The sequence below is a fragment of the Mesorhizobium intechi genome (assembly GCF_002879535.1).
Lineage (GTDB): Bacteria > Pseudomonadota > Alphaproteobacteria > Rhizobiales > Rhizobiaceae > Mesorhizobium > Mesorhizobium intechi.
Genome location: NZ_PNOT02000134.1, coordinates 1 through 24,000, shown reverse-complemented (window position 1 = coordinate 24,000; position 24,000 = coordinate 1). Strand labels below are relative to the sequence as shown.

At 63.4% G+C, this 24,000-nt stretch carries 23 protein-coding genes; 16 read left to right on the top strand and 7 right to left on the bottom strand.

Translation table 11 applies throughout. From position 1 onward, the window contains the following. The first annotated feature begins 224 nt into the window (after window positions 1-224). From C1D09_RS11620 to C1D09_RS11605, 4 genes are all read left to right on the top strand, one after another. A complete protein-coding gene (locus tag C1D09_RS11620; RefSeq protein ID WP_143974399.1) occupies window positions 225-959 on the top strand; it encodes a glycosyltransferase family 2 protein in 735 nt (244 codons plus the stop codon). After that, window positions 952-1,284: a lipid-A-disaccharide synthase N-terminal domain-containing protein gene (locus C1D09_RS11615; RefSeq protein ID WP_143974397.1), complete on the top strand. Its 333-nt coding sequence runs from the start codon at window positions 952-954 to the stop codon at window positions 1,282-1,284. Before C1D09_RS11620 ends, C1D09_RS11615 begins: the two co-directional genes overlap by 8 nt. A 33-nt stretch (window positions 1,285-1,317) precedes the next feature. After that, window positions 1,318-2,967, top strand: coding sequence for an ArnT family glycosyltransferase (locus C1D09_RS11610; protein ID WP_167514570.1), 1,650 nt, complete (start codon window positions 1,318-1,320; stop codon window positions 2,965-2,967). A 135-nt stretch (window positions 2,968-3,102) separates the two neighbouring features. Next, the gene (locus C1D09_RS11605; RefSeq protein WP_246135711.1) at window positions 3,103-3,828 is read left to right on the top strand and encodes a phosphatase PAP2 family protein; all 726 of its coding nucleotides are present in this window, start codon (window positions 3,103-3,105) and stop codon (window positions 3,826-3,828) included. Window positions 3,829-3,840: 12 nt separating this feature from the next. Here C1D09_RS11605 and C1D09_RS11600 read toward each other — a convergent pair whose 3' ends face one another. Together C1D09_RS11600 and C1D09_RS11595 are read right to left on the bottom strand one after the other, a co-directional pair. Beyond that, window positions 3,841-4,491 (bottom strand): FMN-binding negative transcriptional regulator, encoded by a 651-nt coding sequence (locus C1D09_RS11600; protein ID WP_143974393.1) that lies wholly within the window; start codon window positions 4,489-4,491, stop codon window positions 3,841-3,843. 21 nt (window positions 4,492-4,512) lie between these two features. Continuing rightward, window positions 4,513-5,187 carry an alpha/beta hydrolase gene (locus tag C1D09_RS11595; RefSeq protein WP_027046762.1) on the bottom strand — a complete coding sequence of 225 codons (675 nt, stop codon included), beginning with the start codon at window positions 5,185-5,187 and terminating at the stop codon, window positions 4,513-4,515. 241 nt (window positions 5,188-5,428) lie between these two features. On the opposite strand from C1D09_RS11595, the gene C1D09_RS11590 reads away from it, so the two are divergent. From C1D09_RS11590 to sufA, 7 genes are all read left to right on the top strand, one after another. Beyond that, window positions 5,429-6,592, top strand: coding sequence for a cysteine desulfurase family protein (locus C1D09_RS11590; RefSeq protein ID WP_143974431.1), 1,164 nt, complete (start codon window positions 5,429-5,431; stop codon window positions 6,590-6,592). A gap of 186 nt (window positions 6,593-6,778) precedes the next feature. Next, on the top strand, window positions 6,779-8,296 hold the full coding sequence (gene sufB / locus C1D09_RS11585; protein ID WP_143974391.1) for a Fe-S cluster assembly protein SufB: 1,518 nt from the start codon (window positions 6,779-6,781) through the stop codon (window positions 8,294-8,296). 27 nt (window positions 8,297-8,323) lie between these two features. After that, entirely contained in the window at window positions 8,324-9,079 is a 756-nt protein-coding gene (gene sufC, locus C1D09_RS11580; protein ID WP_143974390.1) for a Fe-S cluster assembly ATPase SufC, read from the top strand. 40 nt (window positions 9,080-9,119) lie between these two features. After that, entirely contained in the window at window positions 9,120-10,388 is a 1,269-nt protein-coding gene (gene sufD, locus C1D09_RS11575) for a Fe-S cluster assembly protein SufD (protein ID WP_143974388.1), read from the top strand. Between the two features lie 4 nt (window positions 10,389-10,392). Further along, complete coding sequence (locus tag C1D09_RS11570; protein WP_143974429.1) at window positions 10,393-11,637, top strand: cysteine desulfurase; 1,245 nt, start codon at window positions 10,393-10,395, stop codon at window positions 11,635-11,637. A gap of 21 nt (window positions 11,638-11,658) precedes the next feature. After that, a complete protein-coding gene (locus C1D09_RS11565; RefSeq protein WP_143974387.1) occupies window positions 11,659-12,051 on the top strand; it encodes an SUF system Fe-S cluster assembly protein in 393 nt (130 codons plus the stop codon). A 102-nt stretch (window positions 12,052-12,153) separates the two neighbouring features. Beyond that, window positions 12,154-12,534, top strand: coding sequence for a Fe-S cluster assembly scaffold SufA (gene sufA, locus C1D09_RS11560; RefSeq protein WP_143974385.1), 381 nt, complete (start codon window positions 12,154-12,156; stop codon window positions 12,532-12,534). A gap of 89 nt (window positions 12,535-12,623) precedes the next feature. Here sufA and C1D09_RS11555 read toward each other — a convergent pair whose 3' ends face one another. Further along, entirely contained in the window at window positions 12,624-13,121 is a 498-nt protein-coding gene (locus C1D09_RS11555) for a GFA family protein (protein ID WP_143974384.1), read from the bottom strand. Window positions 13,122-13,211: 90 nt separating this feature from the next. Here C1D09_RS11555 and C1D09_RS11550 point away from each other — a divergent pair, with 90 nt between their 5' ends. Next, on the top strand, window positions 13,212-13,535 hold the full coding sequence (locus tag C1D09_RS11550) for a TfoX/Sxy family protein (protein WP_143974383.1): 324 nt from the start codon (window positions 13,212-13,214) through the stop codon (window positions 13,533-13,535). A 1-nt stretch (window position 13,536) separates the two neighbouring features. On the opposite strand, the gene C1D09_RS11545 is transcribed toward C1D09_RS11550, so the two are convergent. Together C1D09_RS11545 and C1D09_RS11540 are read right to left on the bottom strand one after the other, a co-directional pair. Beyond that, the gene (locus tag C1D09_RS11545; RefSeq protein ID WP_143974382.1) at window positions 13,537-14,454 is read right to left on the bottom strand and encodes a pseudouridine-5'-phosphate glycosidase; all 918 of its coding nucleotides are present in this window, start codon (window positions 14,452-14,454) and stop codon (window positions 13,537-13,539) included. A 73-nt stretch (window positions 14,455-14,527) separates the two neighbouring features. Beyond that, entirely contained in the window at window positions 14,528-15,472 is a 945-nt protein-coding gene (locus tag C1D09_RS11540) for a carbohydrate kinase family protein (RefSeq protein WP_143974381.1), read from the bottom strand. Window positions 15,473-15,751: 279 nt separating this feature from the next. Between C1D09_RS11540 and recA the strand changes: the two genes are divergently transcribed. From recA to C1D09_RS11520, 4 genes are all read left to right on the top strand, one after another. After that, complete coding sequence (gene recA, locus C1D09_RS11535; protein WP_010909075.1) at window positions 15,752-16,849, top strand: recombinase RecA; 1,098 nt, start codon at window positions 15,752-15,754, stop codon at window positions 16,847-16,849. 259 nt (window positions 16,850-17,108) lie between these two features. Next, window positions 17,109-19,775 carry an alanine--tRNA ligase gene (alaS, locus tag C1D09_RS11530; protein ID WP_143974380.1) on the top strand — a complete coding sequence of 889 codons (2,667 nt, stop codon included), beginning with the start codon at window positions 17,109-17,111 and terminating at the stop codon, window positions 19,773-19,775. A 10-nt stretch (window positions 19,776-19,785) separates the two neighbouring features. Continuing rightward, complete coding sequence (locus tag C1D09_RS11525; protein WP_143974379.1) at window positions 19,786-21,081, top strand: SDR family oxidoreductase; 1,296 nt, start codon at window positions 19,786-19,788, stop codon at window positions 21,079-21,081. Further along, window positions 21,078-21,557: a DUF2269 family protein gene (locus C1D09_RS11520; protein WP_143974378.1), complete on the top strand. Its 480-nt coding sequence runs from the start codon at window positions 21,078-21,080 to the stop codon at window positions 21,555-21,557. Before C1D09_RS11525 ends, C1D09_RS11520 begins: the two co-directional genes overlap by 4 nt. Window positions 21,558-21,666: 109 nt before the next feature. Here C1D09_RS11520 and C1D09_RS11515 read toward each other — a convergent pair whose 3' ends face one another. Both C1D09_RS11515 and C1D09_RS11510 read right to left on the bottom strand, forming a co-directional pair. After that, the gene (locus tag C1D09_RS11515) at window positions 21,667-22,293 is read right to left on the bottom strand and encodes a glutathione S-transferase family protein (protein WP_143974377.1); all 627 of its coding nucleotides are present in this window, start codon (window positions 22,291-22,293) and stop codon (window positions 21,667-21,669) included. Window positions 22,294-22,372: 79 nt separating this feature from the next. Next, on the bottom strand, window positions 22,373-23,584 hold the full coding sequence (locus tag C1D09_RS11510) for an NADP-dependent isocitrate dehydrogenase (RefSeq protein ID WP_143974376.1): 1,212 nt from the start codon (window positions 23,582-23,584) through the stop codon (window positions 22,373-22,375). Between the last annotated feature and the right edge of the window lie 416 nt (window positions 23,585-24,000).

The following is a 24,000-nucleotide window of genomic DNA, read 5'->3' as shown; positions in this document are numbered from 1 at the left end:
GGAATCCGGTCTTGCGCCGGATTGCCTCTGCGCCAGGGATCATAAGTTCCTGACGATCACCGGTTGTTGAAACGGTGCATCGCGCCTTACGGCACGAATGCTTGCTTCATCGTTTCGGCTGGCGTAATGAGGCGCCGCGCCAAAGGTTCTTGCAGCCCACGACCTCGAGCGGCACCGCACGGCACCCATCAATGCCACATTCGACGACAGAGCCCCGACGCGACATGCCGGACGCATTGATATCCATCGTCATTCCTTGCAGGAACGAGGCGGCAAACCTGCCGCTCTTGATCGACGAGATCGAGGCGGCGATGGCCGGGCGCGACTTCGAACTGATTATCGTCAATGACGGCTCGACCGACGAGACTGCTGCCGTGCTTGCCGAACAGTCCGCGCTTCGCTCTTTTCCGGTGCGGGAATTGCGGCACCAGAAATCCGCCGGCCAGAGCCTTTCGGTGCGCTCGGGCGCCTGGGCGGCGCGCGGCGGCATCGTCGCCACGATCGACGGCGACGGCCAGAACGATCCGCAATACATTCCGGTGCTGGTCGACGCCTTGCGGCAGGCCGGTCCTGATTTCGGCGCTGCGCAGGGGCAGCGCCTCAAGCGCCGCGACAGCAAGGTCAAGCAACTGGCGTCGCGTTTCGCCAACTGGCTGAGAAACGCCATACTGCACGACGAGACGCGTGATACCGGCTGCGGCCTGAAGGCTGTCCATACCGATATCCTGCGCAAACTGCCCTTCTTCGACGGCACGCATCGCTTCGTCCCGGCCCTGGTCATCCAGGAAGGCTATCGCGTCGTGCATTGCGATGTCGTCGACCGCTCGCGCCGTTACGGCAAGTCGAATTACGGCATTTTCGACCGCGGCCTGCAGGGCGCGCTCGATCTCGGCGGTGTCTGGTGGCTGCGCCGCCGGCGACGCAGAATGCCAAAAGTAGAGGAAATCAAGCGTGCTTAACGTGCTTCAGGAACTGGGGACCTGGCTTCACCAGGTTTTCATCAAGCAATTCGATGCGTGGATCCTGCTCGGCTTCGTTGCGCAGTTCTTCTTCACCATGCGCTTCGTCGTGCAGTGGCTCGCCTCGGAAAAGGCCAAGCGCAGCGTCGTGCCGGTGGCCTTCTGGTTCTTCTCCCTGTTCGGCGGCGGCCTGCTTCTGATCTATGCCATCCAGCGCCAGGATCCGGTGTTCATCGCCGGCCAGGCCATGGGCATGTTCATCTACATCAGAAATCTCTGGCTGATCGCCAATGAGCGCAAGGCCGCGATGACCAAGGTCGATTGAGCGCTTCGCAAAAATGGTTAGAGAGGCTGATGCATGGCGTTGAACAGGAACTACATTTTTCTCTTCCTGTTCAGCATGGTGATGACGCTTTCGGGGCTGGCATCACTGCCGCCGATCGACCGTGACGAGTCGCGCTTCGTCCAGGCGACCAAGCAGATGGCCGAGAGCGGCGACTATGTCGATATCCGCTTCCAGGAGGCCTCGCGCTACCAGAAGCCTATCGGCATCTACTGGCTGCAATCGGCGGCGGTGACGCTGAGCGGCAAAGGCGCCGAGGCGCCGATCTGGGTCTATCGCACGATCTCGGCACTGGGCATTGCCATCGCCGTGCTGGCGATCGCCTGGACGGGGACCAATCTTTTCGGCGCCAATGCCGGTATCGCCGCCGGCCTGGTGATGGCCGCGATCTTCGCCACGGCCTTCGAGGGCCGCGACGCCAAGACCGATGCTATGCTGCTGGCCTGCTGCGTGGCGGCGCAAGGCGCGTTGGCGCAGATCTATCTCGCATCGCGCCGCAACGAACCGGTCGCCGGCCATCTCTGGTGGATCTTCTGGATCGCGCAAGGCGCGGCGATCCTCATCAAGGGCCCGATTGCGCCGCTGCTGTCGGCGCTGACCATCGCGGTGCTGTTCGCCTTCGAGCGTGACGGGCGCTGGCTGTCGAAGCTCAGGGTCGGACGCGGCCTGTTGCTGGTCGTGGTGATCGCGCTGCCCTGGCTTGCAGCGATCACCTGGAAAAGCCACGGCGCTTTCCTGCAGCAGGCTGTCGGCAAGGACATGCTCGGCAAGGTCGCGTCGGGCGAGGAATCGCATGGCTTGCCGCCCGGTTTCTACATGCTGACCTATTCGCTGTTCATGTGGCCGTTCGGGCTGATCGCGGTCGGCGCTGGCCTCCAGGCTATCAACCGTCTGCGCGACGATGTCAGGGTGCGCTTCTGCCTCGCCTGGTACATTCCGTTCTGGCTGGTGTTCGAACTGATCCCGACCAAGCTGCCGCATTATGTGCTGCCGGTATATCCCGCCGTGGCGCTGCTGATCGGCTGGCTGCTGACATTGCCGCCCGAGGACGCCAATGCACCGCTCAAGCGCTGGCAGCAATGGCTGTGGTGGTCCACCGCCTTTGGCCTCGTCGTGGTCAGCCTCGGCCTTGCGGCGGTCTGCATCGGAGCGCCGATCTATCTCACCCACAGCTTCTCCTGGTGGAGCATACCGGCCGCGGCCGCCGCATTGGGCACGGGCTATTTCGGTTTTTCGCGGCAGTTGCAGGTGCCGCTGCCTCGCATCGGAGCCACCGCCGCCTGCGCCGGCATCACCTATGCCTTGATGTTCGGCGTCATCGCCCCATCGCTGAAGCCGATCTGGCTGAGCCCGGCGATCAAGCAGGCGGTACTCGCCAACAAGCCTTGCGACACGACTGTGCTGGCCTCGGCGCGGTATCAGGAGCCGAGCCTGGTGTTCCTGGTCGGCACCAAGACGGTGCTGACCGATGTCGGCGGCGTCGCACAGCATCTGCTTGCCGATCCTGCCTGCGCGCTGGGGCTGGCGCCGATCGAGGACGAGCAGAAACTGAATGGCATGCTGTCGGTGCAAGGCAAATCGGCGAAACGGGTCGCGGAGATCGATGGCTTCAACTATTCGTCGGGAGACAAATTGTCGCTCGGTCTCTATCGTGTGGTCCCATGACGGCTCGTCGATGCCCATGACCACAACAATGGGGTCGAATTCCCAATGCTCGTAAAATCGCGCCCTACAGTTTCCGGTCGGCTCCTTGGGGTAGGGCGCCGATCCCTGAGCAATTTTCGCGACACCACGCAGATCGTGAGAAGGCGCTTTGCCGCTCGTCCCGCGCGCTACCCCAACATCGCATGGCCGGTCTGGCTCGTCGTTTGGGTGTTGCTGACGGCGGCGGCCTTTGTTCGCCTCGATACACCGGCTGGGATGGTCCACGGCCAATGGTCGGGAGCCGGGCTGGCTGAATTCCTGACCCAGTTCGCTCTCGGTGGCTGGTACCTGCTCCCGTCGGCGCTTCTGCTCGTCGCGGCCAATCTGACCGATTGGCGCAGCCTTTCACGGCGGTCGCTGATGCTCGTCTACAACTGGACTTGCCTGGCTTTTCTGGTGCTGAGCGCCGTCGGCCTGTCGGGCCTGCTGGTCAACGTCCTGAAATATGCGATCGGCCGGGCCCGCCCGCTCTACTTCCAGGATTTTGGTGTTCTTGCCCTGCACCCCTTCGCCTTTGACGCGCGCTTCGCTGGTTTTCCATCCGGCCATGCCACGACGATGGGGGGGGTGTTCGGCGTGCTCCTGCTTTTGTTTCCGCGGCGTTGGTACATCGCCCTGGTGATCACCGCCTGTCTCGCCTCGACCAGGGTTTTCGTCGGCGCCCACTATCCGAGCGATACGGTGGCCGGCTTCGGGCTTGGCTGCGCCTTCGCGCTGGCTTGCGGCCTGGTCTTTGCCCGGCTCGGCTTCATCTTCCGTCCGATGCCGTCAGGGTTGCCGGTCCGCAAGGCATCGTTCCGGCTGATTGCTCCTGAAAGATAGGTCGAAGCCGGATTAATTGCTGTCCAGGCCGCCGTAGGACTTTACCAGGCGAGCCATGTCGGACGCGTTGGCGACCTCGCTTTCCAGTCCCCGCGCCACGCCGGCACGATCGGCGACGGGGCGGTTCTGGCTGACCTTCCACTTGCCGTGGATCTCGCTGATCTCGATCTCCAGCCCGATGATGCCCTTGATCTGCGACTGGATGAAGGGCGGCGGCGCATCGGTCACTGCCCAGGGCGCCTCACGGCGACCTTCCTGGGAAGCGGTCAGATCGCCAATCTGCCGTGCCAGCCACTCCTGGTCGTCGATCACCTTTGCGGTGCCGCGCACCTGCACGATGGCATAATTCCAGGTTGGCACCACCTTGCCGGTCTCGCGCTTGGTCTCGTACCAGGAGGGCGTCACATAGGCGTCGGCGCCCTGGAAGACGATCAGCACGGGCGACGCCGGATTGTCGGCGATGAGGCGCCAGTGCGGGTTGGCCTTGGCCAGGTGAGCCCGCAGTCTGCCGTTCGGCGCCGCCGCGGCGTCGAGCAGGAAGGGAATGGCGTTGGCGACCGGGCCGTCGGGCCCGTTCGAGATCAGCATGCCGAGCGGATGCTCCCTGATCAGTCCATGCAGCACGTCGGGCCGCGTTTCCTGGAAATGGGGAGGCTCGTACATCGGCGCTGGCGCCCTTCCTGGTTATCTCAGCCGCTTGGGCCGCGGATCGGACAATTCGCCCGCCAGCCGGCGATCGAGATAGTCAGCGCACTCCTCGATCAAAAGATCGGCGTGGTTGGCGAAGAAATGGTTGGCGCCGGGCAGGGTCTTCTGCGTGATGGTGATGCCCTTCTGCGTGTGCAACTTGTCGACCAGGCCTTGCACATCCTTCGGCGGCGCCACCTTGTCGGCATCGCCATGGATGATCAGGCCCGATGACGGGCAGGGCGCCAGGAACGAGAAGTCATAGGTGTTGGGCTGGGGCGCGATCGAGATGAAGCCCTCGATCTCCGGCCGGCGCATCAAAAGCTGCATGCCGATCCACGAGCCGAAAGAATAGCCGGCGACCCAGCAGCTCTTGGAATCCGGGTGCAGCGACTGGACCCAATCGAGTGCGGCGGCTGCGTCCGACAACTCGCCGGTGCCGTGGTCGAATTCGCCCTGGCTGCGGCCGATGCCGCGGAAATTGAAACGCAGCGTGGTGAAATCGCGCTTCTGGAACATATAGAAGAGGTCGTAGACGATCTTGTTGTTCATCGTGCCGCCGAACTGCGGATGCGGATGCAAGACGATGGCGATCGGCGCGCTCTTTTCCTTGGAGGGCTGGTAGCGTCCCTCCAGGCGGCCGGCCGGACCGGTGAAAATGACCTCAGGCATGAAATACTCCACTTGGGTAATACGAATGCGCGGCGCCCGGAACGAACCTTCCTCTGGCCTTGACGCAGGGCGAGCGTCTTCTTAGAAGCTAGTTTAGAACTATTCAAAACTGAGTGGCCAGATGTCGAGCCCCGGCCACCCGCGCCGCAAGCCGCGTAAATAGGACGGCTCGCCTTGGAATTTCAAGGAAATAACGCCATACGACGACCGAATGGCTTCTGACAGGATCAACTGGACGAAAATGGCCGCAAAACGCGCCTATCTCGACTATAATGCCAGTGCGCCGCTGCTTGCAGCGGCACGCGAGGCTATGGTCGCGGCGCTTGACGTGGCGGCCAACCCGTCATCGGTCCATGCCGAAGGCCGCGTAGCGCGGCGCCTGATCGAGACGGCAAGGCGCGAGGTCGCTGCTCTGGTAAATGCCGGGCCCGAACATGTCGTGTTCACCTCCGGCGCGACCGAAGCCGCCTCGACGCTGCTGACCCCCGATTGGCGGATGGGGCGCGGCAGCGTACGCATGAGCCAGCTCTACGTCTGCGAGGCCGATCATCCCTGCCTGTTGAATGGCGGACGCTTCCCGGCGACGCAGATGACGCGCATCGGCGTCGATGCCAACGGCATTGCCGACCTTGCCGTCTTGGCCGCGGCACTTGCAGGCCATGACAAGGCCGAGGGCCTGCCGCTGGTCGCGATCCACGCCGCCAACAACGAGACCGGCGTGATCCAGCCGATCGATCGGATCGCCGAAATCGTCAGGGCCGCTGGCGGCATTCTTGTCGTCGATGCCGTTCAGGCCGCGGGCCGCGTTTCCATCGACATGTCAGCGGGTTACGCGGATTATTTGATTCTGTCTTCGCACAAGATCGGCGGTCCCAAGGGTGTCGGCGCCCTCGTCGCCGCCGCCGATCTGATGATGCCGAAGCCCCTGATCAATGGCGGCGGCCAGGAAAAGGGCCATCGCGGCGGCACGGAAAATCTCGCCGCGATCGCCGGGTTTGGTGCCGCCGCGCGTGAAGCGCTGGCCGGACTGCCGGCGATCGCTGCGGTGCGCCAGCACCGCGACAAGATCGAAGCCATCGTGAAATTGCTGGTGCCGGACGCGGAAATCTTTGGAACCGACGCGCCAAGGCTTGCCAACACGACATTCTTCGCTATTGCGGGCATCAAGGCCGAAACCGCGCAGATCGCCTTTGATCTCGCCGGTGTGGCGCTGTCGGCCGGCTCCGCCTGTTCGTCGGGCAAGGTCGGGCCGAGCCACGTGCTGAAGGCCATGGGTTATGGCGACAGTCTTGGCGCCTTGCGCGTGTCGATCGGTGCTGCGACGGGTGCCGAGGACATTGAATTGTTCCGTACCGCGCTGGCGGGAATTGCCCAGCGCCGGGCGGGCAGGGAACAGGCCGCCTGATCGCGGCGAAATGGAATTCAGGCTTCGCAGCCTGGTAGAGCCGTGCGTTTGCAAGTGGCCGGGTGAATTTCCGGTCGAAACGCACTATATGGAACTTACGCCACTTCCGGCGCCTCCAGGGCGCCGGTGCGGTGACATAGTTTGAAAACTGTCGGGCCTTGACCCCGGCGTGGATGGAGAACGCATATGCCTGCTGTGCAGGACACGATCGATCGGGTCCGAAAGATCGACGTCGACCAATACAAATACGGATTCCAGACTGAAATCGCTGTCGACAAGGCTCCCAAGGGCCTAAGCGAAGACATCATCCGTTTCATTTCGGCCAAGAAGGACGAACCGTCCTGGATGCTGGAATGGCGTCTGGAAGCCTATCGGCGCTGGCTGACGCTGGAAGAGCCGACCTGGGCGCGCGTCAATTACCCGAAGATCGATTTCCAGGACATCTATTACTACGCGGCGCCCAAGAGCACGCCCGGTCCCACTTCGCTCAGCGACGTCGATCCTGAAATCCTGAAAGTCTACGAGAAGCTCGGCATTCCGCTCAAGGAGCAGGAGATCCTGGCCGGCGTACAGAAGACCGATGCCTCCGATCTCGAGGAGCCCAGCGACAACGTCTACAAATCCGGCCGCGTCGCTGTCGATGCGGTGTTCGATTCCGTGTCAGTCGTCACCACCTTCAAGAAGGAGTTGGCGCAGGCGGGGGTCATCTTCTGTTCGATCTCGGAAGCGATCCGCGAGCATCCCGAACTGGTGCAGAAATATCTCGGCTCGGTCGTGCCGACCTCGGACAATTTCTACGCCACGTTGAATTCGGCTGTCTTCACCGACGGCTCCTTCGTGTTCGTGCCCAAGGGCGTGCGCTGCCCGATGGAGCTGTCGACCTATTTTCGCATGAACGAGAAGAACACCGGCCAGTTCGAGCGCACGCTGATCATCGCCGAGGAGGGGGCTTACGTCTCCTACCTCGAAGGCTGCACCGCGCCGCAGCGCGACGAGAATCAGCTGCACGCCGCGGTCGTCGAACTCGTGGCGCTCGACGACGCCGAGATCAAATACTCGACGGTGCAGAACTGGTACCCCGGGGACGCCGAAGGCAAGGGCGGCATCTACAATTTCGTCACCAAGCGCGGCGACTGCCGTGGCCACCGCTCGAAGATTTCGTGGACGCAGGTCGAGACCGGTTCGGCGATCACCTGGAAGTACCCGAGCTGCATCCTGCGCGGCGACGACTCTTCCGGCGAGTTCTATTCGATCGCCGTGTCGAACGGCTACCAGCAGGTCGACAGCGGCACCAAGATGATCCACCTCGGCAAGAACACGTCGAGCCGCATCATCTCCAAGGGCATCGCCGCCGGCTTCTCGCAGAACACCTATCGCGGCCAGGTCTCGGCGCACCGCAAGGCGACCAACGCCCGCAACTTCACCAACTGCGACAGTCTGCTGATCGGCGACCAGTGCGGCGCGCACACCGTGCCCTACATGGAAGCCAAGAACTCGACGGCGCAGTTCGAGCACGAAGCGACGACGTCCAAGATTTCCGAGGACCAGAAGTTCTACGTCATGCAGCGCGGCATCCCCGAGGAGGAAGCGATCGCGCTGATCGTCAACGGCTTCGTCAAGGATGTCATCCAGCAGCTGCCGATGGAGTTTGCCGTCGAGGCGCAGAAGCTGATCGGTATCTCGCTTGAGGGCTCGGTCGGCTGACCGGACAGATATTCAGGAAACAAAAGAATGCTTGAAATCAGAAACCTGCACGCCCGCATCGTCGATGACGGCACCGAAATCATCCGCGGCCTGAACCTGACGGTGAAAGCCGGCGAGGTCGCCGCGATCATGGGGCCGAACGGCTCGGGCAAGTCGACGCTGTCCTATATCCTCGCCGGCCGCGAGGATTATGAAGTGACCGAGGGCGACATCCTCTACAACGGCCAGTCGATCCTCGAAATGGATCCGGCCGAACGCGCCACCTCGGGCATCTTCTTGGCCTTCCAGTATCCGATGGAGATACCGGGCGTGGCGACCATGGAATTCCTGAAAGTGGCCATGAACGAGCAGCGCAAGGCGCGTGGACAGGAGCCGCTGAAGATCCCGGAATTTTTGAAGCGGGTGAAGGAAGCCGCTGCCTCGCTCAGCATGGACATGGCGATGCTGAAGCGGCCGCTCAATGTCGGCTTCTCCGGCGGCGAGAAGAAGCGCGCCGAGATCCTGCAGATGAAGCTGCTCGAGCCAAAGCTGTGCGTGCTCGACGAGACCGATTCCGGCCTCGACATCGATGCGCTGAAGATCGTTTCCGACGGCGTCAACGCGCTGCGCGCGCCGGACCGGGCGTTCCTGGTCATCACCCACTACCAGCGGCTGCTCGAGCACATCGTGCCCGATAGCGTGCACGTGCTCTACAGGGGCCAGGTCATCAAATCCGGCGACAAGTCGCTGGCGCTCGACCTCGAGGCCAATGGTTATGCCGGCGTGATCGGCGAAGCCGCGTGAGATGCCAAGTCATTTTGTACCAAAAGACGGGGCGAAGCTGATGAATATGCACACACAACCGCAGCGGACACCGGCCGAGACGGCGTTGATCGACGCGTTCGGCGACCGGCTGTCGTTGCTGCCGGGTGACGGTGCGGTGATGCTGAAGCGCGACGACGCGATCGAGGCGATCAAGCACGGCCTGCCGACGCGGCGCGTCGAATCCTGGCACTACACGGATCTCCGCCGGCTGTTGAACGTGGTGCCGGACTTCGACCCAGCCGCCATGGCCAAGACCATCGCGCCGATCGTCGAGGGCTCCACCGTTCTGCCGGTGCTCAACGGCAAGTCCGATGCGAAAGTGCCTGGCATCGAGGGCGTTGCCGTCCAGCGCCTGTCGGAAAAGCTGATCGACGGCACCATCGCGCCCGGGCTCGACCCCTATGGCAGCGATGATGCGATCGGTGCACTGAACACGGCTTTCGTCGCCGACGGTTACTTCATCGACATCGCCGACGGCACAGAGCTGGAAAAGCCGATCGAGCTGCAGAATTTGCAGGCCGGCGGCCAGACCCATGTGCGTCTGCCGGTCCGCGTCGGCGCCGGCGCCAAAGCGGTCATCGTCGAGCGTCAGGCGGGCGATGGCGCCGCACTGGTCAGTTCGGTCAGCCAGCTCGTGCTCGGCGAAGGCGCCGAGGTGACTTGGCTGATCGTTCAGGAGCAGCCTGACACGGCGACGCATCTGGCGCAGTTCAAGGCCCATATCGGCAAGAACGCGAAACTGACGCTGTTCGTCATGAATGCCGGCGGCAAGCTTGTGCGCCAGGAAGTCATGGTCAAGACGACGGGCGAAGGCGCCGATTTCAAACTGCGCGGCATCAACCTTCTGGCCGGCGATACCCATAGCGACGTGACCATGGTGCTCGACCACGCCGTCCCGCACACGACGTCTACGGAGATCATCCGCAACGTGGTGACGGGCAAGGCGCGCGGCGTCTTCCAGGGCCGCATCAACGTCCACCAATATGCGCAGAAGACCAACGCCAAGATGGCCTGCAACACGCTGCTGTTGTCGGATGATGGCGAGTTCTCGACCAAGCCGGAGCTCGAAATCTTTGCCGACGACGTCGTCTGCGGCCATGGCGCGACGGTAACCGAGATCGACCACGACCATCTGTTCTACCTAATGGCGCGCGGTGTCGACGAGAAGAATGCCCGTGGCCTGCTGGTCAAGGCCTTCGTCGCCGAGGTGATCGAGGAACTGGACGACGAGACGATCGTCGAGGCGCTGGAAGCCAGACTCGACGAATGGTTTGCGACGCACGGGTGAGATGATGAACGCTCCAGGCAAGATCGGAGATTTCTACGACGTCGAGGCGATCCGCCGCGATTTCCCGATCCTGTCGCGTGAAGTCTACGGCAAGAAGCTGGTCTATCTCGACAATGGCGCTTCGGCGCAGAAGCCTCAGGTGGTGCTGGATACGATTCAGCACGCCTATTCCCAGGAATACGCCAACGTCCATCGCGGCCTGCATTTCCTGTCCAATGCGGCGACCGACGCCTACGAGAACGCGCGAAAGTCAGTGCAGAGGTTTCTGAACGCGCCAAGCACCGACAACATCGTCTTCACCTCGAACACCACCTCGGCGATCAACACCGTCGCCTATGGCTATGGCATGCCCAATATCGGCGAGGGCGACGAGATCGTGCTGTCGATCATGGAGCACCACTCCAACATCGTTCCCTGGCATTTCATCCGCGAGCGGCAGGGCGCCAAACTGGTCTGGGTGCCGGTCGACGATCTCGGCGTGTTCCACGTCGAGGAGTTCGAGAAGCGGCTGAGCGACCGCACCAAACTGGTCGCCATCACGCAGATGTCGAATGCGCTGGGCACGGTGACGCCGATCAAGGAGATCGTGCGCATCGCGCATGCGCGCGGCATTCCGGTCCTCGTCGACGGCAGCCAGAGCGCGGTGCATATGCCGATTGATGTGCAGGACCTCGACTGCGACTTCTTCGTCTTCACCGGTCACAAGGTCTACGGTCCTTCGGGCATCGGCGTGCTCTACGGCAAGAAGGACATTCTCCAGGGCATGCGGCCGTTCATGGGCGGCGGCGAGATGATCGAGGAAGTGACGGAAGACATCGTCACCTACAACGAGCCGCCGCATCGCTTCGAGGCCGGCACGCCGCCGATCGTCCAGGCGATCGGGCTGGGCGCTGCGCTGGACTACATGGAAAAAGTTGGCCGCGAACGCATCGCCGCGCACGAGGAAGACCTCAAGACTTATGCGCACGAGCGGCTGCGCGCCATCAATTCGCTGCGCATCTTCGGTGACGCGCCCGGCAAGGGCGCCATCATCTCGTTCGAATTGCAAGGTATCCATGCCCATGACGTGTCGATGGTCATTGATAGGCAAGGTGTTGCCGTCCGCGCCGGCACCCATTGCGCCCAGCCGCTGTTGAAACGCTTTGGCGTAACCTCCACATGCAGGGCATCGTTCGGCATGTATAATACCAGGGCCGAAGTCGATGCCTTGGCCGAGGCGCTTGAAAAAGCGCGCAAATTCTTCGGGTGACGATTTTTTTGGGTGACGACCATGGATGATGCGAGCATCGCTGCAGAGACCACTCCGGAACCCGCCGTCAACAGCGTGGTGTCGGCCTCGGCGATTCCCCCCGACGAGCTGGCGCGGCTGACCGACGACATCGTTTCGGCGCTGAAGACGGTCTACGACCCGGAAATTCCGGCCGACATCTACGAGCTCGGCCTCGTCTACAAGATCGACATCGAGGACGACCGCTCGGTCAAGATCGACATGACGCTGACCGCACCGGGTTGCCCGGTCGCCGGCGAAATGCCGGGCTGGGTCGAAAACGCCGTCGGCGCCGTCGAAGGCGTATCTGGCGTGGAGGTCAACATGACCTTCGACCCGCCCTGGTCGCCCGACCGCATGTCGGAAGAGGCGCAGGTGGCGGTTGGCTGGTACTAGCGTCGAGCCTGGTACACTTGCGCCAGGGGTAAAACTTCACCATTTTAGGTGAGGAATCATTCGGCAGGCCTTGAACCTGCACGGAATGGAGAAGGAAAGACAATGGGACGCTTCGCCGTCATCACGATGACCGAAAAGGCCGCGGACCGCGTGCGCGAGATCGTTGCCACCCGCGAAAATGCGCACGGCATCCGCCTCGGCATCAAGAAGGGCGGCTGCGCCGGCATGGAATACACGGTCGATCTGGTGACCGAGCCCAACATCAAGGACGACCACATCGAACGCGACGGCGCCCATGTCTATGTCGCGCCGGAGGCTGCCCTTTTCCTGTTCGGCACCGAGATGGATTTCGAGCAGACGACGCTGCGCACCGGCTTCACCTTCCACAACCCGAACCAGAGCTCTGCCTGCGGCTGCGGCGAATCCGTCGAACTGAAGCCGGCCGACTTGAAGGCGCTGGCGGAAGCACGTGCCTCTGCCTGATCTTCCTTCGCCCCGTTTACGGGGAGAAGGTGGCCCGAAGGGCCGGATGAGGGGCAGCGCCAAGTTCTGAGAAGCTAGCGCCGCCCCTGTCACTCAACCCACATGCCCGTCCGCTTGTGCCAGTCGGCGATCGATTCCTCGGGGTAGATGTCGAACGTCTTGTCGCCCTTGCCGATATCGGGCTCGACCCAGTTCGCCTTGTACTTCAGCATCAGATGCACCTTCTCCGGCGGCTTCGGCAGGTCGCTGTCGATCGCCGAGGCGAAGGGATGCACCAGCTCCGGCCAGGTCGGGTCGTAAAGCCAGAGCGCCGACCCGCATTTGCGGCAGAAATTGCGTTCGCCGGTCGAGACCTCGCAATGGGGATGCTCGTCATCCTCGATCTCGGCCCGGTAGACGCCAAGGTTTCTCCTGCCTCTGATGTTCAGCGTTTCGTAGTCGGCGCCGAGATTTATGGCGAAACCACCGCCGCCCTGCTGCTTGCGGCAGATCGAGCAGTAGCACAGCATGAACGGCACCGGCGTGTGGCTTTCCACCTCGAAACGGACCGCGTTGCAGCGGCAGGACCCCTTGAGCAGAAGCGGCATGACAAAAACTCCGACGCAAATGTCCTCGACATGTCGGCATGATTTGGGTTGCGCGATGACAATGTCAAATGCAGGTGACATGATCGCGGCATGGACAATGAACGCATCGCCGAACTGTTCTCAGGGCTAGGCCCGGTCAGCATCCGCCGACTGTTCGGCGGCAAGGGCATCTATTTCGATGGCGTCATCGTCGCCATCGTGCTGCACGGCGAATTGCTGCTCAAGGCCGACGAGCAAAGCGCGCCCGATTTCGAAGCCGTGGGCTGCAAGCAATGGACCTACACCGGCAAGCGGCACGGCAAGCTGGTGGCGATGCCTTATTGGAGCATTCCCGACAGCGCTTTTGACGATCCCGACGAAATGACGGTGTGGGCACGCCGCGCCTATGAGGCGGGGCGAAGGGCTGGGAAGTGAACTACAGCGCCTTCGCGATCTGGGCCGCCAGCCGCGCATTGTTTTCGACCAGCGCAATGTTGGTCTTGAGGCTGCGGCCGCCGGTCAGCTCCAGGATCTTCCCCAACAGGAACGGCGTCACCGCCTTGCCGGTCACGTTGAGCGCCTCGGCCGCCTTTTGCGCGGCTTCGATGTAGCCCGCCATCTCTTCAGCCGGGATTTCCTGGTTTTCCGGCACCGGATTGGCGACCAGCACGCCGCCGCCGAGCCCCAGCGCAACCCTGGTCCGGTAGAAATGCGCGATCTCGTCCGGTCCGTGCAAGGTCAGCGGGGCGCGGAACGGCGACTGCCGCGACCAGAAGGCGGGCATCGTCTCGCAGCCATGGCCGACAACAGGCACGCCGCGCGTCTCCAGCACTTCCAGCGTCTTTTCGATATCGAGGATCGCCTTGGCGCCGGCCGAGACGACGATCACCGGCGTCCGTGCCAATTCGTCGAGATCGGCGGAGATGTCAAAGCTCTTCTCCGCGCCCTTGTGCACGCCGCCAATGCCGCCGGTGGCAAACACTTTTATGCCGACCATTTCAGCCGCGATCATGGTGGCGGCGACGGTGGTGCCGCCGGTGCGTTCTTGCGCGACGGCGAAGCCGAGGTCGGCGCGCGACAGCTTCATGGCGTCCCCGGTCATCGCCAGCGATTCGCGCTCGCCGTCGGACAGGCCGATCTTGATGCGGCCGCCAACCACGGCGATCGTCGCCGGTACGGCGCCGCCGTCGCTGATGATCTTCTCGACATTGGCCGCCATGGCGCCATTGTCGGGGTAGGGCATGCCATGGGTGATGATGGTGCTTTCCAGTGCCACAACCGGGCGCCCGGCGGCCAGGGCTTGCGCCACTGGTGCGTGGATGTCGATGAAGGGGCGGGCGGTCTCGGGTCTCATCTCGATCTCCAACTCGCGGGTGAAGCGCAAGGGGACACCCGGCGACACCAGCGATACTATGAATTTGCCGGTCTCATGCCACTTCCTGCGCGTCCGGCACAAGAGCCAGAGCTTCCGCGAAGCTCGCCGCGGTGAAATCAGGGATGGCGTTTGGGCTTTCGATGGCCAGCGTCGCCGCCGCGACGCCTTCGCGCAAGGCCTGGCGCAGGGGCAGGCCGCGCAGCAGGGCTGCCACCGTCGTACCCGCCAGCGCGTCGCCGGCGCCCGTGACGTCAGCGACTTTTCTCGGCGCCGGCGGCTGGATCGAAAAAGCGCCTGTTTCGTCGAAACCCAGCACCGGCGCGCTGCCCGCAGTCACGACGCCGCTGGCAAGGCCGCTGCATCGCAAACCGTCGACGACATCCCGTTCGTCGGCGCTCGCGTTGACGCCGGCCAGCGCGATGGCCTCGCGCCGGTTCATGAAGACCAGCGCCAGCGCGCCGAGCACCGGTACAAGCCGGACCACCTTGGCCGGCGAAATGGCAATGGCATACACCGGCTTGCCCGCGGCGAGCGAAACCAGCCGCTCCAGTGCCGCCGACGGCAGATTTGCGTCGCACAGGATGGCATCGGCGGCAACGATCGCCTCGCGGACCTTGGAGCGCCTCATCTGCTTGGGGAACGCCAGGTCATAGAGCGCCATGTCGGCGAAGCCGACGATCAGCTCGCCCTCGCGATCGATCAGCGCGGTGTAGCTCGGCGTCGCGCGATCGAGGAAGACCGCCGACAGGTCGGCGATGCCTGCCTCGGCGATAGCTCGCGAAATGGCGTCCGCCCCGGCATCGCCGCCTCGCATCGATATCAGCGAGCCCGACACGCCGCGCCGCACCGTGCTGCGCAGCGCGTTGAACACGCCGCCGCCGACGTCCTCGCGCATCGTGCCGGGATTGGACGCGGCCGGCACATACGTGCCTGACACCTGGCCGCGCCGGTCGATATGGGCGCCGCCCACGGCCAGTATCTCTATGGATTTCACCATGCCGGCGATATGCCCTTTGTTATTGCAACTGCACAAGCGCTAGACTGCGCGATGGACTTCGCCAGCAAGATGGCGATTCGGCGGATCGGTGCAATCGGGCAGTCTGGCCCAATGCGGGTGCATTCCTGTTCGATCTCTTGGTACGAAAAAAGAACAAATCCGGATATGACTTGTTTTTCAGACATTTGATCCCTCTTGCCAAACGAGAACAAAAAAGGTACAAAATGGCAGGGATTACGGATTGTCCGGCCTTCATTGACGACCAAGGGGTGATGTATCATGGCTCAGAATTCTTTGCGGCTTGTAGAGGATAAGGCAGTGGACAAATCAAAGGCTCTGGATGCGGCGCTGTCGCAAATCGAGCGGGCTTTCGGCAAGGGCTCGATCATGCGGCTCGGCGCGAACGAGCAGGTCGTCGAGATTGAAACGGTGCCGACCGGATCGCTCGGTCTCGACATCGCGCTCGGCGTCGGTGGCCTGCCGCGCGGCCGCATCATCGAGATCTACGGGCCGGAAAGCTCGGGCAAGACGACGCTGGCTCTGCACACGGTGGCCGAAGCCCAGAAGAAGGGCGGCATCTGCGCCTTCGTCGACGCCGAACACGCGCTCGACCCGGTCTATGCCCGCAAGCTCGGCGTCGATCTTGAGAACCTGCTGATCTCGCAGCCCGACACCGGCGAGCAGGCGCTGGAAATCTGCGACACGCTGGTGCGTTCCGGCGCCATCGACGTGCTGGTGGTCGATTCGGTCGCGGCACTGACGCCGCGCGCCGAAATCGAGGGCGAGATGGGCGATTCGCTGCCCGGCCTGCAGGCCCGCCTGATGAGCCAGGCGCTGCGCAAGCTGACCGCCTCGATCTCGCGCTCCAACACCATGGTCATCTTCATCAACCAGATCCGCATGAAGATCGGCGTCATGTTCGGTTCGCCCGAGACCACGACCGGCGGCAACGCGCTGAAATTCTATGCGTCGGTGCGCCTCGACATCCGCCGCATCGGCTCGGTCAAGGATCGCGACGAGGTCGTCGGCAACCAGACCCGCGTCAAGGTGGTCAAGAACAAGCTGGCGCCGCCCTTCAAGGTGGTCGAGTTCGACATCATGTATGGCGAGGGCGTGTCCAAGACCGGCGAGCTGGTTGATCTCGGCGTCAAGGCCGGCGTGGTCGAGAAGTCCGGCGCCTGGTTCTCGTACAATTCGCAACGTCTCGGCCAAGGCCGCGAAAATGCAAAACTGTTCCTGCGCGACAATCCCGATACCGCACGCGAGATCGAACTGGCGCTCAGGCAGAATGCCGGGCTTATCGCCGAAAAGTTCCTCGAAAATGGCGGCTCTGAAGGCGGCGACGACGGTTTTGAGGACGAAGCCGGCGCGATGTAGGGCAACGGACAGAGTTCGGCCATAAAGTCGACCTATGATCCGATGCTTAAGTAATCGAGTTCTTTAGTACCGCGTCCAAAACCGCCGGCCTTCGCGCCGGCGGTTTTCGTTTTTGGGACCAATAGACTCCCGAGATTGGCCCAGTTCCGTGTTTCTGGACAGGCTGGAGCGTGCCCGCTAAAAGGCCAAGTCTATTTCTGGAAAGCAGACACCAGTTTCCGCCGGCCGCGCCGGCGGGTTTCGCGAAAAGGCAGCAGTCATGAGTGGCGTGAACGAGATCCGGTCGACATTTCTCGACTATTTCCGCAAGGAGGGCCACGAGGTCGTGGCCTCGAGCCCGCTCGTGCCGCGCAACGATCCGACATTGATGTTCACCAATGCCGGCATGGTGCAGTTCAAGAACGTCTTCACCGGCCTGGAGAAGCGGTCCTATTCGCGCGCCACCACTGCCCAGAAGAGCGTTCGAGCCGGCGGCAAGCACAACGACCTCGACAATGTCGGCTACACCGCGCGCCATCTGACCTTCTTCGAGATGCTCGGCAATTTCTCCTTCGGCGATTACTTCAAGGAGCGTGCCATCGAGCTAGCCTGGAACCTGATCACCAAGGAGTTCGGGCTCAAGAAGGACAAGCTGCTGGTCACCGTCTACCACACGGACGACGAGGCGGCCGGCTTGTGGAAGAAGATCGCCGGTTTCTCGGACGATCGCATCATCCGCATCGCGACCTCGGATAATTTCTGGGCGATGGGCGACACGGGCCCCTGCGGCCCGTGCTCGGAGATCTTCATCGATCGTGGCGAGCACATCTGGGGTGGCCCTCCCGGCAGCCCCGAAGAGGATGGTGACCGCTTCCTCGAATTCTGGAACCTGGTGTTCATGCAGTATGAACAGGTGACGAAGGAGGAGCGCATCGACCTGCCGCGCCCGTCCATCGACACCGGCATGGGCCTGGAGCGCATGGCTTCCATCCTGCAAGGGGTGGAAAGCGTCTTCGAGACCGACCTGTTCCGTCACCTGATCGACGCGGCCTCCTCCGCGCTCGGCCGTGCGCCCGATGCGGAAACGGTGGCTTCCTACCGCGTCATCGCCGACCATTTGCGGTCGTCCTCCTTCCTGGTCGCCGACGGTGTCTTGCCGTCGAACGAAGGCCGCGGCTATGTTCTGCGCCGCATCATGCGCCGCGCCATGCGCCACGCGCAGCTGCTCGGCGCGAACGAGCCGCTGATGTGGAAGCTGGTGCCGGCGCTGGTGCGCGAGATGGGCCAGGCCTATCCTGAACTGCTGCGCGGCGAACAGCTGATTACCGAGACGCTGAAGCTCGAAGAGACGCGCTTCCGCAAGACGCTGGTGCGCGGCCTCGGCCTGCTCTCCGAGGCGACGGAAACGCTGCATGCGGGCGACATGCTGGATGGCGAGACGGCCTTCAAGCTTTACGACACCTACGGTTTCCCCCTCGACCTGACGCAGGACGCGCTGCGCCAGCGCGACATCTCGGTCGATCTTGCCGGCTTCACCAATGCGATGGAGCAGCAGAAGGCCGAGGCCCGCAAGCATTGGGCGGGCTCCGGCGAGGCCGCGACCGAGACGGTATGGTTCTCCGTGCGCGAACAGACCGGCGCCACCGAATTCCTCGGTTACGAGACCGAGCAGGCGGAAGGCCTCATCCAGGCGCTGGTCAAGGACGGCAAGACCGTCGACAGCGCCAGCAAGGGCGACGCCGTTGCGGTGGTCGTCAACCAGACGCCGTTCTACGGTGAGTCCGGTGGCCAGATGGGCGATACCGGCATCATCTCGGGCGAAGGGTTCTCGATCGAGATCTCCGACACGCAGAAGAAGGCCGACGGGCTGTTCGTTCATCTAGGAAAGGTGGCGAGCGGCACGGTCAAGACCGGCGCTGCCGTCGAGCTCAAGGTCGATCACGCACGTCGCACCAGGCTGCGGGCGAACCACTCCGCCACGCACCTGATCCACGAGGCGCTGCGCGAGGTGCTGGGCACCCATGTCGCACAGAAGGGCTCGCTGGTCGCGCCCGAGCGTCTGCGCTTCGACATTTCGCACAACAAGCCGATCTCGGCCGAGGAGCTCGAAGAGGTAGAGCGCATGGCCAACGAAATCGTCGTGCAGAACAGCCCCGTGACCACGCGCCTGATGTCGGTCGACGACGCCATCGCCGAGGGCGCCATGGCGCTGTTCGGCGAGAAATACGGCGACGAGGTACGCGTCGTGTCGATGGGCACCGGGCTGCATGGCGCCAAGGCCAACCGGCCCTATTCAGTCGAACTCTGCGGCGGCACCCATGTCAGGGCGACGGGCGATATCGGCCTGGTCCGGGTGGTCTCCGATAGCGCGGTCGCCGCCGGCGTGCGTCGCATCGAGGCGCTTACCGGCGAAGCGGCCAGAAAATATCTCGACGAGCAGGACCGGCGTCTGAAGGCGGCGGCGGCCGTGCTGAAAATCTCGCCCGCCGACGTGCCGGCGCGCGTCGAGACCTTGCTCGAGGAGCGCAAGAAGCTCGAGAAGGAACTGACCGAAGCGCGCAAAAAGCTGGCACTCGGCGGCGGTGCCGCGGCGGGTGCGCCCTCGGAGAACGAGACGGTCGCAGGCGTCGGCTTCCTCGGCAAGGCGGTCTCCGGCGTCTCGCCGAAGGATCTGAAGCCGCTGGCCGATGCCGGCAAGACCTCGCTCGGCTCCGGCGTCGTCGTCTTCGTCGGTGCCGGCGAGGACAACAAGGCAAGCGTCGTCGTCGCCGTCACCGACGATCTCGTCGGCCGCTTCAGCGCCGTCGACCTTGTGCGCGTGGCCTCCGCCGCCTTGGGCGGACAGGGCGGTGGCGGGCGGCCCGACATGGCCCAGGCCGGCGGCCCGGATGCCTCGAAGGCCAATGATGCGATCGCGGCTGTGAGGGCGGCGCTCGAAGCCGCCTGAAGGCCATGACATGAATGTTCTCGTCCTCGGTGGCTATGGGTTGATCGGGGACACTGTCATCGGCCGTCTGCTTCGCGACGGTCATCATGTGACCGGCCTCGGTCGCGATGTTCGCGATGCCGGGCGCCGCCGGCCGACGGTTCGCTGGATCGCGGCGGACATGTCGAAACTGCTTGTAGCTGAAAACTGGCTGCCGGTGGTTGCCGGCATGGACGCGGTCGTCAACGCGGCGGGCGCCTTGCAGGACGGCCCGCGCGACCGCCTCGACGCCGTTCACCGGGGTTCGGTGGCGGCACTCGTCGCGGCCTGCGGACAGGCCGGTGTGCGCCGCTTTGTGCAGATCTCCGCGATCGGCGCCGATCTCGCTTCGGCAAATCCTTTCTTCAGCAGCAAGGCGCAAGGCGACAAGGCCGTCGCAAGCTCCTCGCTGGAGTGGACCATCCTGCGGCCCGGCTTGGTGATCGCGCGGACCGCCTATGGCGGAACGGCACTTCTGCGCGCCCTTGCGGCATTCCCGGGTTTTATCCCGGCCGTCATGCCGCGCCAGCCGATCCAGACCGTGGCGGTCACCGACGTCGCCGACGCGGTGGCGCGCGCGGTCGCCGGGCCGCTGCCGTCCCGACTTGCACTCGATCTGGTCGAGGACAATGCCCGGCCGCTCGCCGAGGTCCTCTCCACCTTGCGTGCGTGGCTTGGTCTGCCGCCGGCGAGAGTGGTGCCGATGCCTGCCATGCTCGGCCGGCTTGCGGGCGCAGTTGCCGATATGCTTGGCATTGTTGGCTGGCGCTCCCCGCTGCGCAGCGCAGCACTTGCCGCTGTGGCGCGGGGCGTGACAGGCGACGCAACAGCCTGGAACCAGGTTTCCGACCGTCCGCTTCAGCCGCTGGAAGCAACGCTGGCCGACATGCCCGCCAATGCCCAGGAGCGATGGTTCGCCCGCCTGTGGCTGGCAAAACCTGTCATCTTTGCTTGCCTGTCCCTGTTCTGGCTTGTTTCGGGTGTCATCGGTCTGATGCGGCAAGACGCGGCGGCGGATATCCTTGTTTCCCATGGCGTGTCGGCGAGCTTCGCTCATATCGCGGTTCTGGCCGGAAGCGCGGCGGATATCCTGGTTGGCGCGGCTGTCGTGGTCCGCTCCGTGGCCCGGCGCGCGCTGCTGGCGATGATCGCCATCACCCTGTCCTATCTGGTCGGGGCGACGCTTCTTGTCCCAGGTCTATGGCTCGATCCGCTGGGACCTCTGGTCAAGACGATCCCCGCGCTTTGCCTGGTGCTGGTGGCGCTCGCGGTGCTCGACGAGCGATGAGCCTCTGGGCTGACATATTGCGCTGGGCGCATGTCATCGGCGCCACGGTTCTGTTCGGCACTGGCGCCGGCATTGCCTTCTTCATGCTGATGGCGCAACGCAGCGGCCGCGCCGATCTCGTCGCCCATGTCGCGGCCACGGTCGTCATCGCCGATACCATCTTTACGGCGACCGCCGTGATCGTGCAGCCGGTCACCGGTGTGTTGCTGGCGCAGGCTGTGGGCTGGCCCCTCTCCGAAGGCTGGATCGTGCTGTCCTTGCTGCTCTATGTGGTGACTGGCCTGTTCTGGCTGCCGGTGGTCTGGATTCAGGTCCGGATCCGCAATCTGGCGCGGCAGGCGGCCATCGAAAGCGCGCCGCTGCCTGCCGAGGAGAAACGCCTGTTTCGCATCTGGTTTGCTTGCGGCCTTCCCGCCTTTGGCGCGGTGCTTGCGATCCTCTGGCTGATGGTGACCCGGCCAGAAATCAGGTTCTAACGCGCGCCTGCCGCCTGGATGTTTCGAAGGCCGATGCGGAGAAGATAGGCCAACGCTGACCATGCATCAGGCCGACGCTTTTCGGAAATCTATCGTCCCGATTGATGCGCTATTCGGCTTTCTCGGTGCGAGCAAAGCTTGGACGAGCGGCAATGTGCGTGTACCAGCCTTGGATGTCTGCGAACTCGGCCAGCAGCTTTTGCCCCTCGGCGACCTTGAGGAAATAGGCGATGATCGGAGCCGCATGCAGGTCGGCCAGCGTCACCTGGTCGCCTAGCAGCCACCGTCCCGGAGCCTTGAGCGAGGTGAGCACACGCAGCACCGTCTCTGCCTGGCTCAGGCCACCGGCGATCAACGCCTCGTCCGGCTCCGCCTTCTCCAGCCGCTCGACGGCAACGTCCCAAACCATGGCGCGGTAGCCATAGGCGTCGAGCATGCCTGTCATCTGGCCCATCCTGGCGCGGCCGCGCGCATCGGCGGGCTGCAGCGCCGGACCGTCGAAAGCCTCGTCGACATAGCGGGTGATCGCATTCGTCTCGAAGAGGCGGAAACCGTCATGCTCGAAGGCCGGGATGCGGCCGAACGGGTGATTTCTCAGATACCAGGCCGGGATGCCGTCGGCGGCGAAGATATCGAGCGGAACGAGTTCGTAGTCGACACCCTTCTCCTCCAGCGCCATCCGCGCGATGCGTACATAGACACTGTAGTCCGCGCCATGGAGGACTGGCCTGGTCATAGTATCAGCCCTTTTCTTTCGCGGCCCAAAAAAAGCGAAGGCTCCTTTCGGAGCCTTCGGCATGTGGAAATGTGGGCTCTTATGCCATCGCCTTCTGCAAGTTCTCGTCGATCTTGTCGAGGAAGCCGGTGGTCGAGAGCCAGGGCTGATCGGGACCGATCAGCAGCGACAGGTCCTTGGTCATGAAGCCGGACTCGACAGTCTGGATGCAGACCTTTTCCAGCGTCTCGGCAAAACGCTTCAGTTCGGCATTGTCGTCGAGCTTGGCGCGGTGGGCGAGGCCACGGGTCCAGGCGAAGATCGAGGCGATCGAATTGGTCGAGGTTTCCTCGCCCTTCTGGTGCTGGCGGTAGTGGCGGGTGACGGTGCCATGCGCCGCTTCGGCTTCCACGGTCTTGCCGTCCGGCGTCATCAGCACCGAGGTCATCAGGCCGAGCGAGCCAAAGCCTTGCGCCACCGTGTCGGACTGCACGTCGCCGTCGTAGTTCTTGCAGGCCCAGACATAGCCGCCCGACCATTTCAGGCTGGAAGCCACCATGTCGTCGATCAGGCGGTGCTCGTACCACAACTTCTTCGACTTGAACTCGGCCTCGAATTCAGCCTCGTAGACTTCCTGGAAAATGTCCTTGAAGCGGCCGTCATAGGCTTTCAGGATGGTGTTCTTGGTCGACAGATAGACCGGATAGTTGCGCAGCAGGCCGTAGTTCAGCGAGGCGCGGGCGAACTCGCGGATCGACTCATCGAGATTGTACATCGCCATGGCGACGCCGGCGCCGGGAGCGTCGAACACGTCATGCTCGATCACCGTCCCGTCCTCGCCGACGAACTTGATCGTCAGCTTGCCCTTGCCGGGGAAGCGGAAATCGGTGGCGCGGTACTGGTCGCCGAAGGCGTGGCGGCCGACGATGATCGGCTTGGTCCAGCCCGGCACCAGGCGCGGCACGTTCTTCATGATGATCGGCTCGCGGAAGATGGTGCCGCCGAGGATGTTGCGGATCGTGCCGTTCGGCGATTTCCACATCTTCTTCAGCTTGAACTCCTCGACGCGCTGTTCGTCGGGGGTGATCGTCGCGCATTTCACGCCGACGCCGTATTTCTTGATGGCGTTGGCCGAGTCGATGGTCACCTGGTCGTTTGTGGCATCGCGGTGCTCGATGCCGAGGTCGTAATATTCGAGCTTGAGGTCGAGATAAGGGTGGATCAGCTTGTCCTTGATGAACTGCCAGATGATGCGGGTCATCTCGTCGCCGTCGAGTTCGACGACCGGGTTCGCCACCTTGATCTTCGCCATGGAAAGAATGCCTCGTTCAACAGTTGGGGGATGGCGGGTCGGCCCCGCCAGGATAGGGACTTCGCCTATAGCAAAGCGATCCGGACGGCGCAAACCGGGCAATGCGGAAGCAGGCTGCTGCCGGCGCAATTCCAGGAAAAGTGTGAAGCGGGTTTTCGTTCGAAATTGCCGCGAAACAAGGGGACGGAGCGGTTCGGCGTTTCCGTGGAACGGTGAGCCGATCCTGCAATCGTCAACAGAAAGTCGATGCCGCACTGCCAATCGTGAGGCAGGCGGCATCGCCTTTGTTTCATGCTGCCGCCTCCGGGCGGCGGGCGCTTATTGCAACGGCGTGCCGCCAGGGCCAGGGAAGGCCGTGATCGGCGTGCCGTCGGCCACGTTGCCGGAGATCATGTTGGTCTTGAACGACTGGACGG

Bases quoted from the DNA above. Each gene is read 5' to 3' on its own strand.
- C1D09_RS11620 (WP_143974399.1), top strand. From the start codon at position 225: ATGCCGGACGCATTGATATCCATCGTCATTCCTTGCAGGAACGAGGCG.
- C1D09_RS11610 (WP_167514570.1), top strand. From the start codon at position 1,318: ATGGCGTTGAACAGGAACTACATTTTTCTCTTCCTGTTCAGCATGGTG.
- C1D09_RS11600 (WP_143974393.1), bottom strand. From the start codon at position 4,491: ATGTACGAGCCTCCCCATTTCCAGGAAACGCGGCCCGACGTGCTGCAT.
- C1D09_RS11595 (WP_027046762.1), bottom strand. From the start codon at position 5,187: ATGCCTGAGGTCATTTTCACCGGTCCGGCCGGCCGCCTGGAGGGACGC.
- C1D09_RS11590 (WP_143974431.1), top strand. From the start codon at position 5,429: ATGGCCGCAAAACGCGCCTATCTCGACTATAATGCCAGTGCGCCGCTG.
- sufB (WP_143974391.1), top strand. From the start codon at position 6,779: ATGCCTGCTGTGCAGGACACGATCGATCGGGTCCGAAAGATCGACGTC.
- sufC (WP_143974390.1), top strand. From the start codon at position 8,324: ATGCTTGAAATCAGAAACCTGCACGCCCGCATCGTCGATGACGGCACC.
- sufD (WP_143974388.1), top strand. From the start codon at position 9,120: ATGAATATGCACACACAACCGCAGCGGACACCGGCCGAGACGGCGTTG.
- C1D09_RS11570 (WP_143974429.1), top strand. From the start codon at position 10,393: ATGAACGCTCCAGGCAAGATCGGAGATTTCTACGACGTCGAGGCGATC.
- C1D09_RS11565 (WP_143974387.1), top strand. From the start codon at position 11,659: ATGGATGATGCGAGCATCGCTGCAGAGACCACTCCGGAACCCGCCGTC.
- sufA (WP_143974385.1), top strand. From the start codon at position 12,154: ATGGGACGCTTCGCCGTCATCACGATGACCGAAAAGGCCGCGGACCGC.
- C1D09_RS11555 (WP_143974384.1), bottom strand. From the start codon at position 13,121: ATGCCGCTTCTGCTCAAGGGGTCCTGCCGCTGCAACGCGGTCCGTTTC.
- C1D09_RS11550 (WP_143974383.1), top strand. From the start codon at position 13,212: ATGGACAATGAACGCATCGCCGAACTGTTCTCAGGGCTAGGCCCGGTC.
- C1D09_RS11545 (WP_143974382.1), bottom strand. From the start codon at position 14,454: ATGAGACCCGAGACCGCCCGCCCCTTCATCGACATCCACGCACCAGTG.
- C1D09_RS11540 (WP_143974381.1), bottom strand. From the start codon at position 15,472: ATGGTGAAATCCATAGAGATACTGGCCGTGGGCGGCGCCCATATCGAC.
- recA (WP_010909075.1), top strand. From the start codon at position 15,752: ATGGCTCAGAATTCTTTGCGGCTTGTAGAGGATAAGGCAGTGGACAAA.
- alaS (WP_143974380.1), top strand. From the start codon at position 17,109: ATGAGTGGCGTGAACGAGATCCGGTCGACATTTCTCGACTATTTCCGC.
- C1D09_RS11525 (WP_143974379.1), top strand. From the start codon at position 19,786: ATGAATGTTCTCGTCCTCGGTGGCTATGGGTTGATCGGGGACACTGTC.
- C1D09_RS11520 (WP_143974378.1), top strand. From the start codon at position 21,078: ATGAGCCTCTGGGCTGACATATTGCGCTGGGCGCATGTCATCGGCGCC.
- C1D09_RS11515 (WP_143974377.1), bottom strand. From the start codon at position 22,293: ATGACCAGGCCAGTCCTCCATGGCGCGGACTACAGTGTCTATGTACGC.
- C1D09_RS11510 (WP_143974376.1), bottom strand. From the start codon at position 23,584: ATGGCGAAGATCAAGGTGGCGAACCCGGTCGTCGAACTCGACGGCGAC.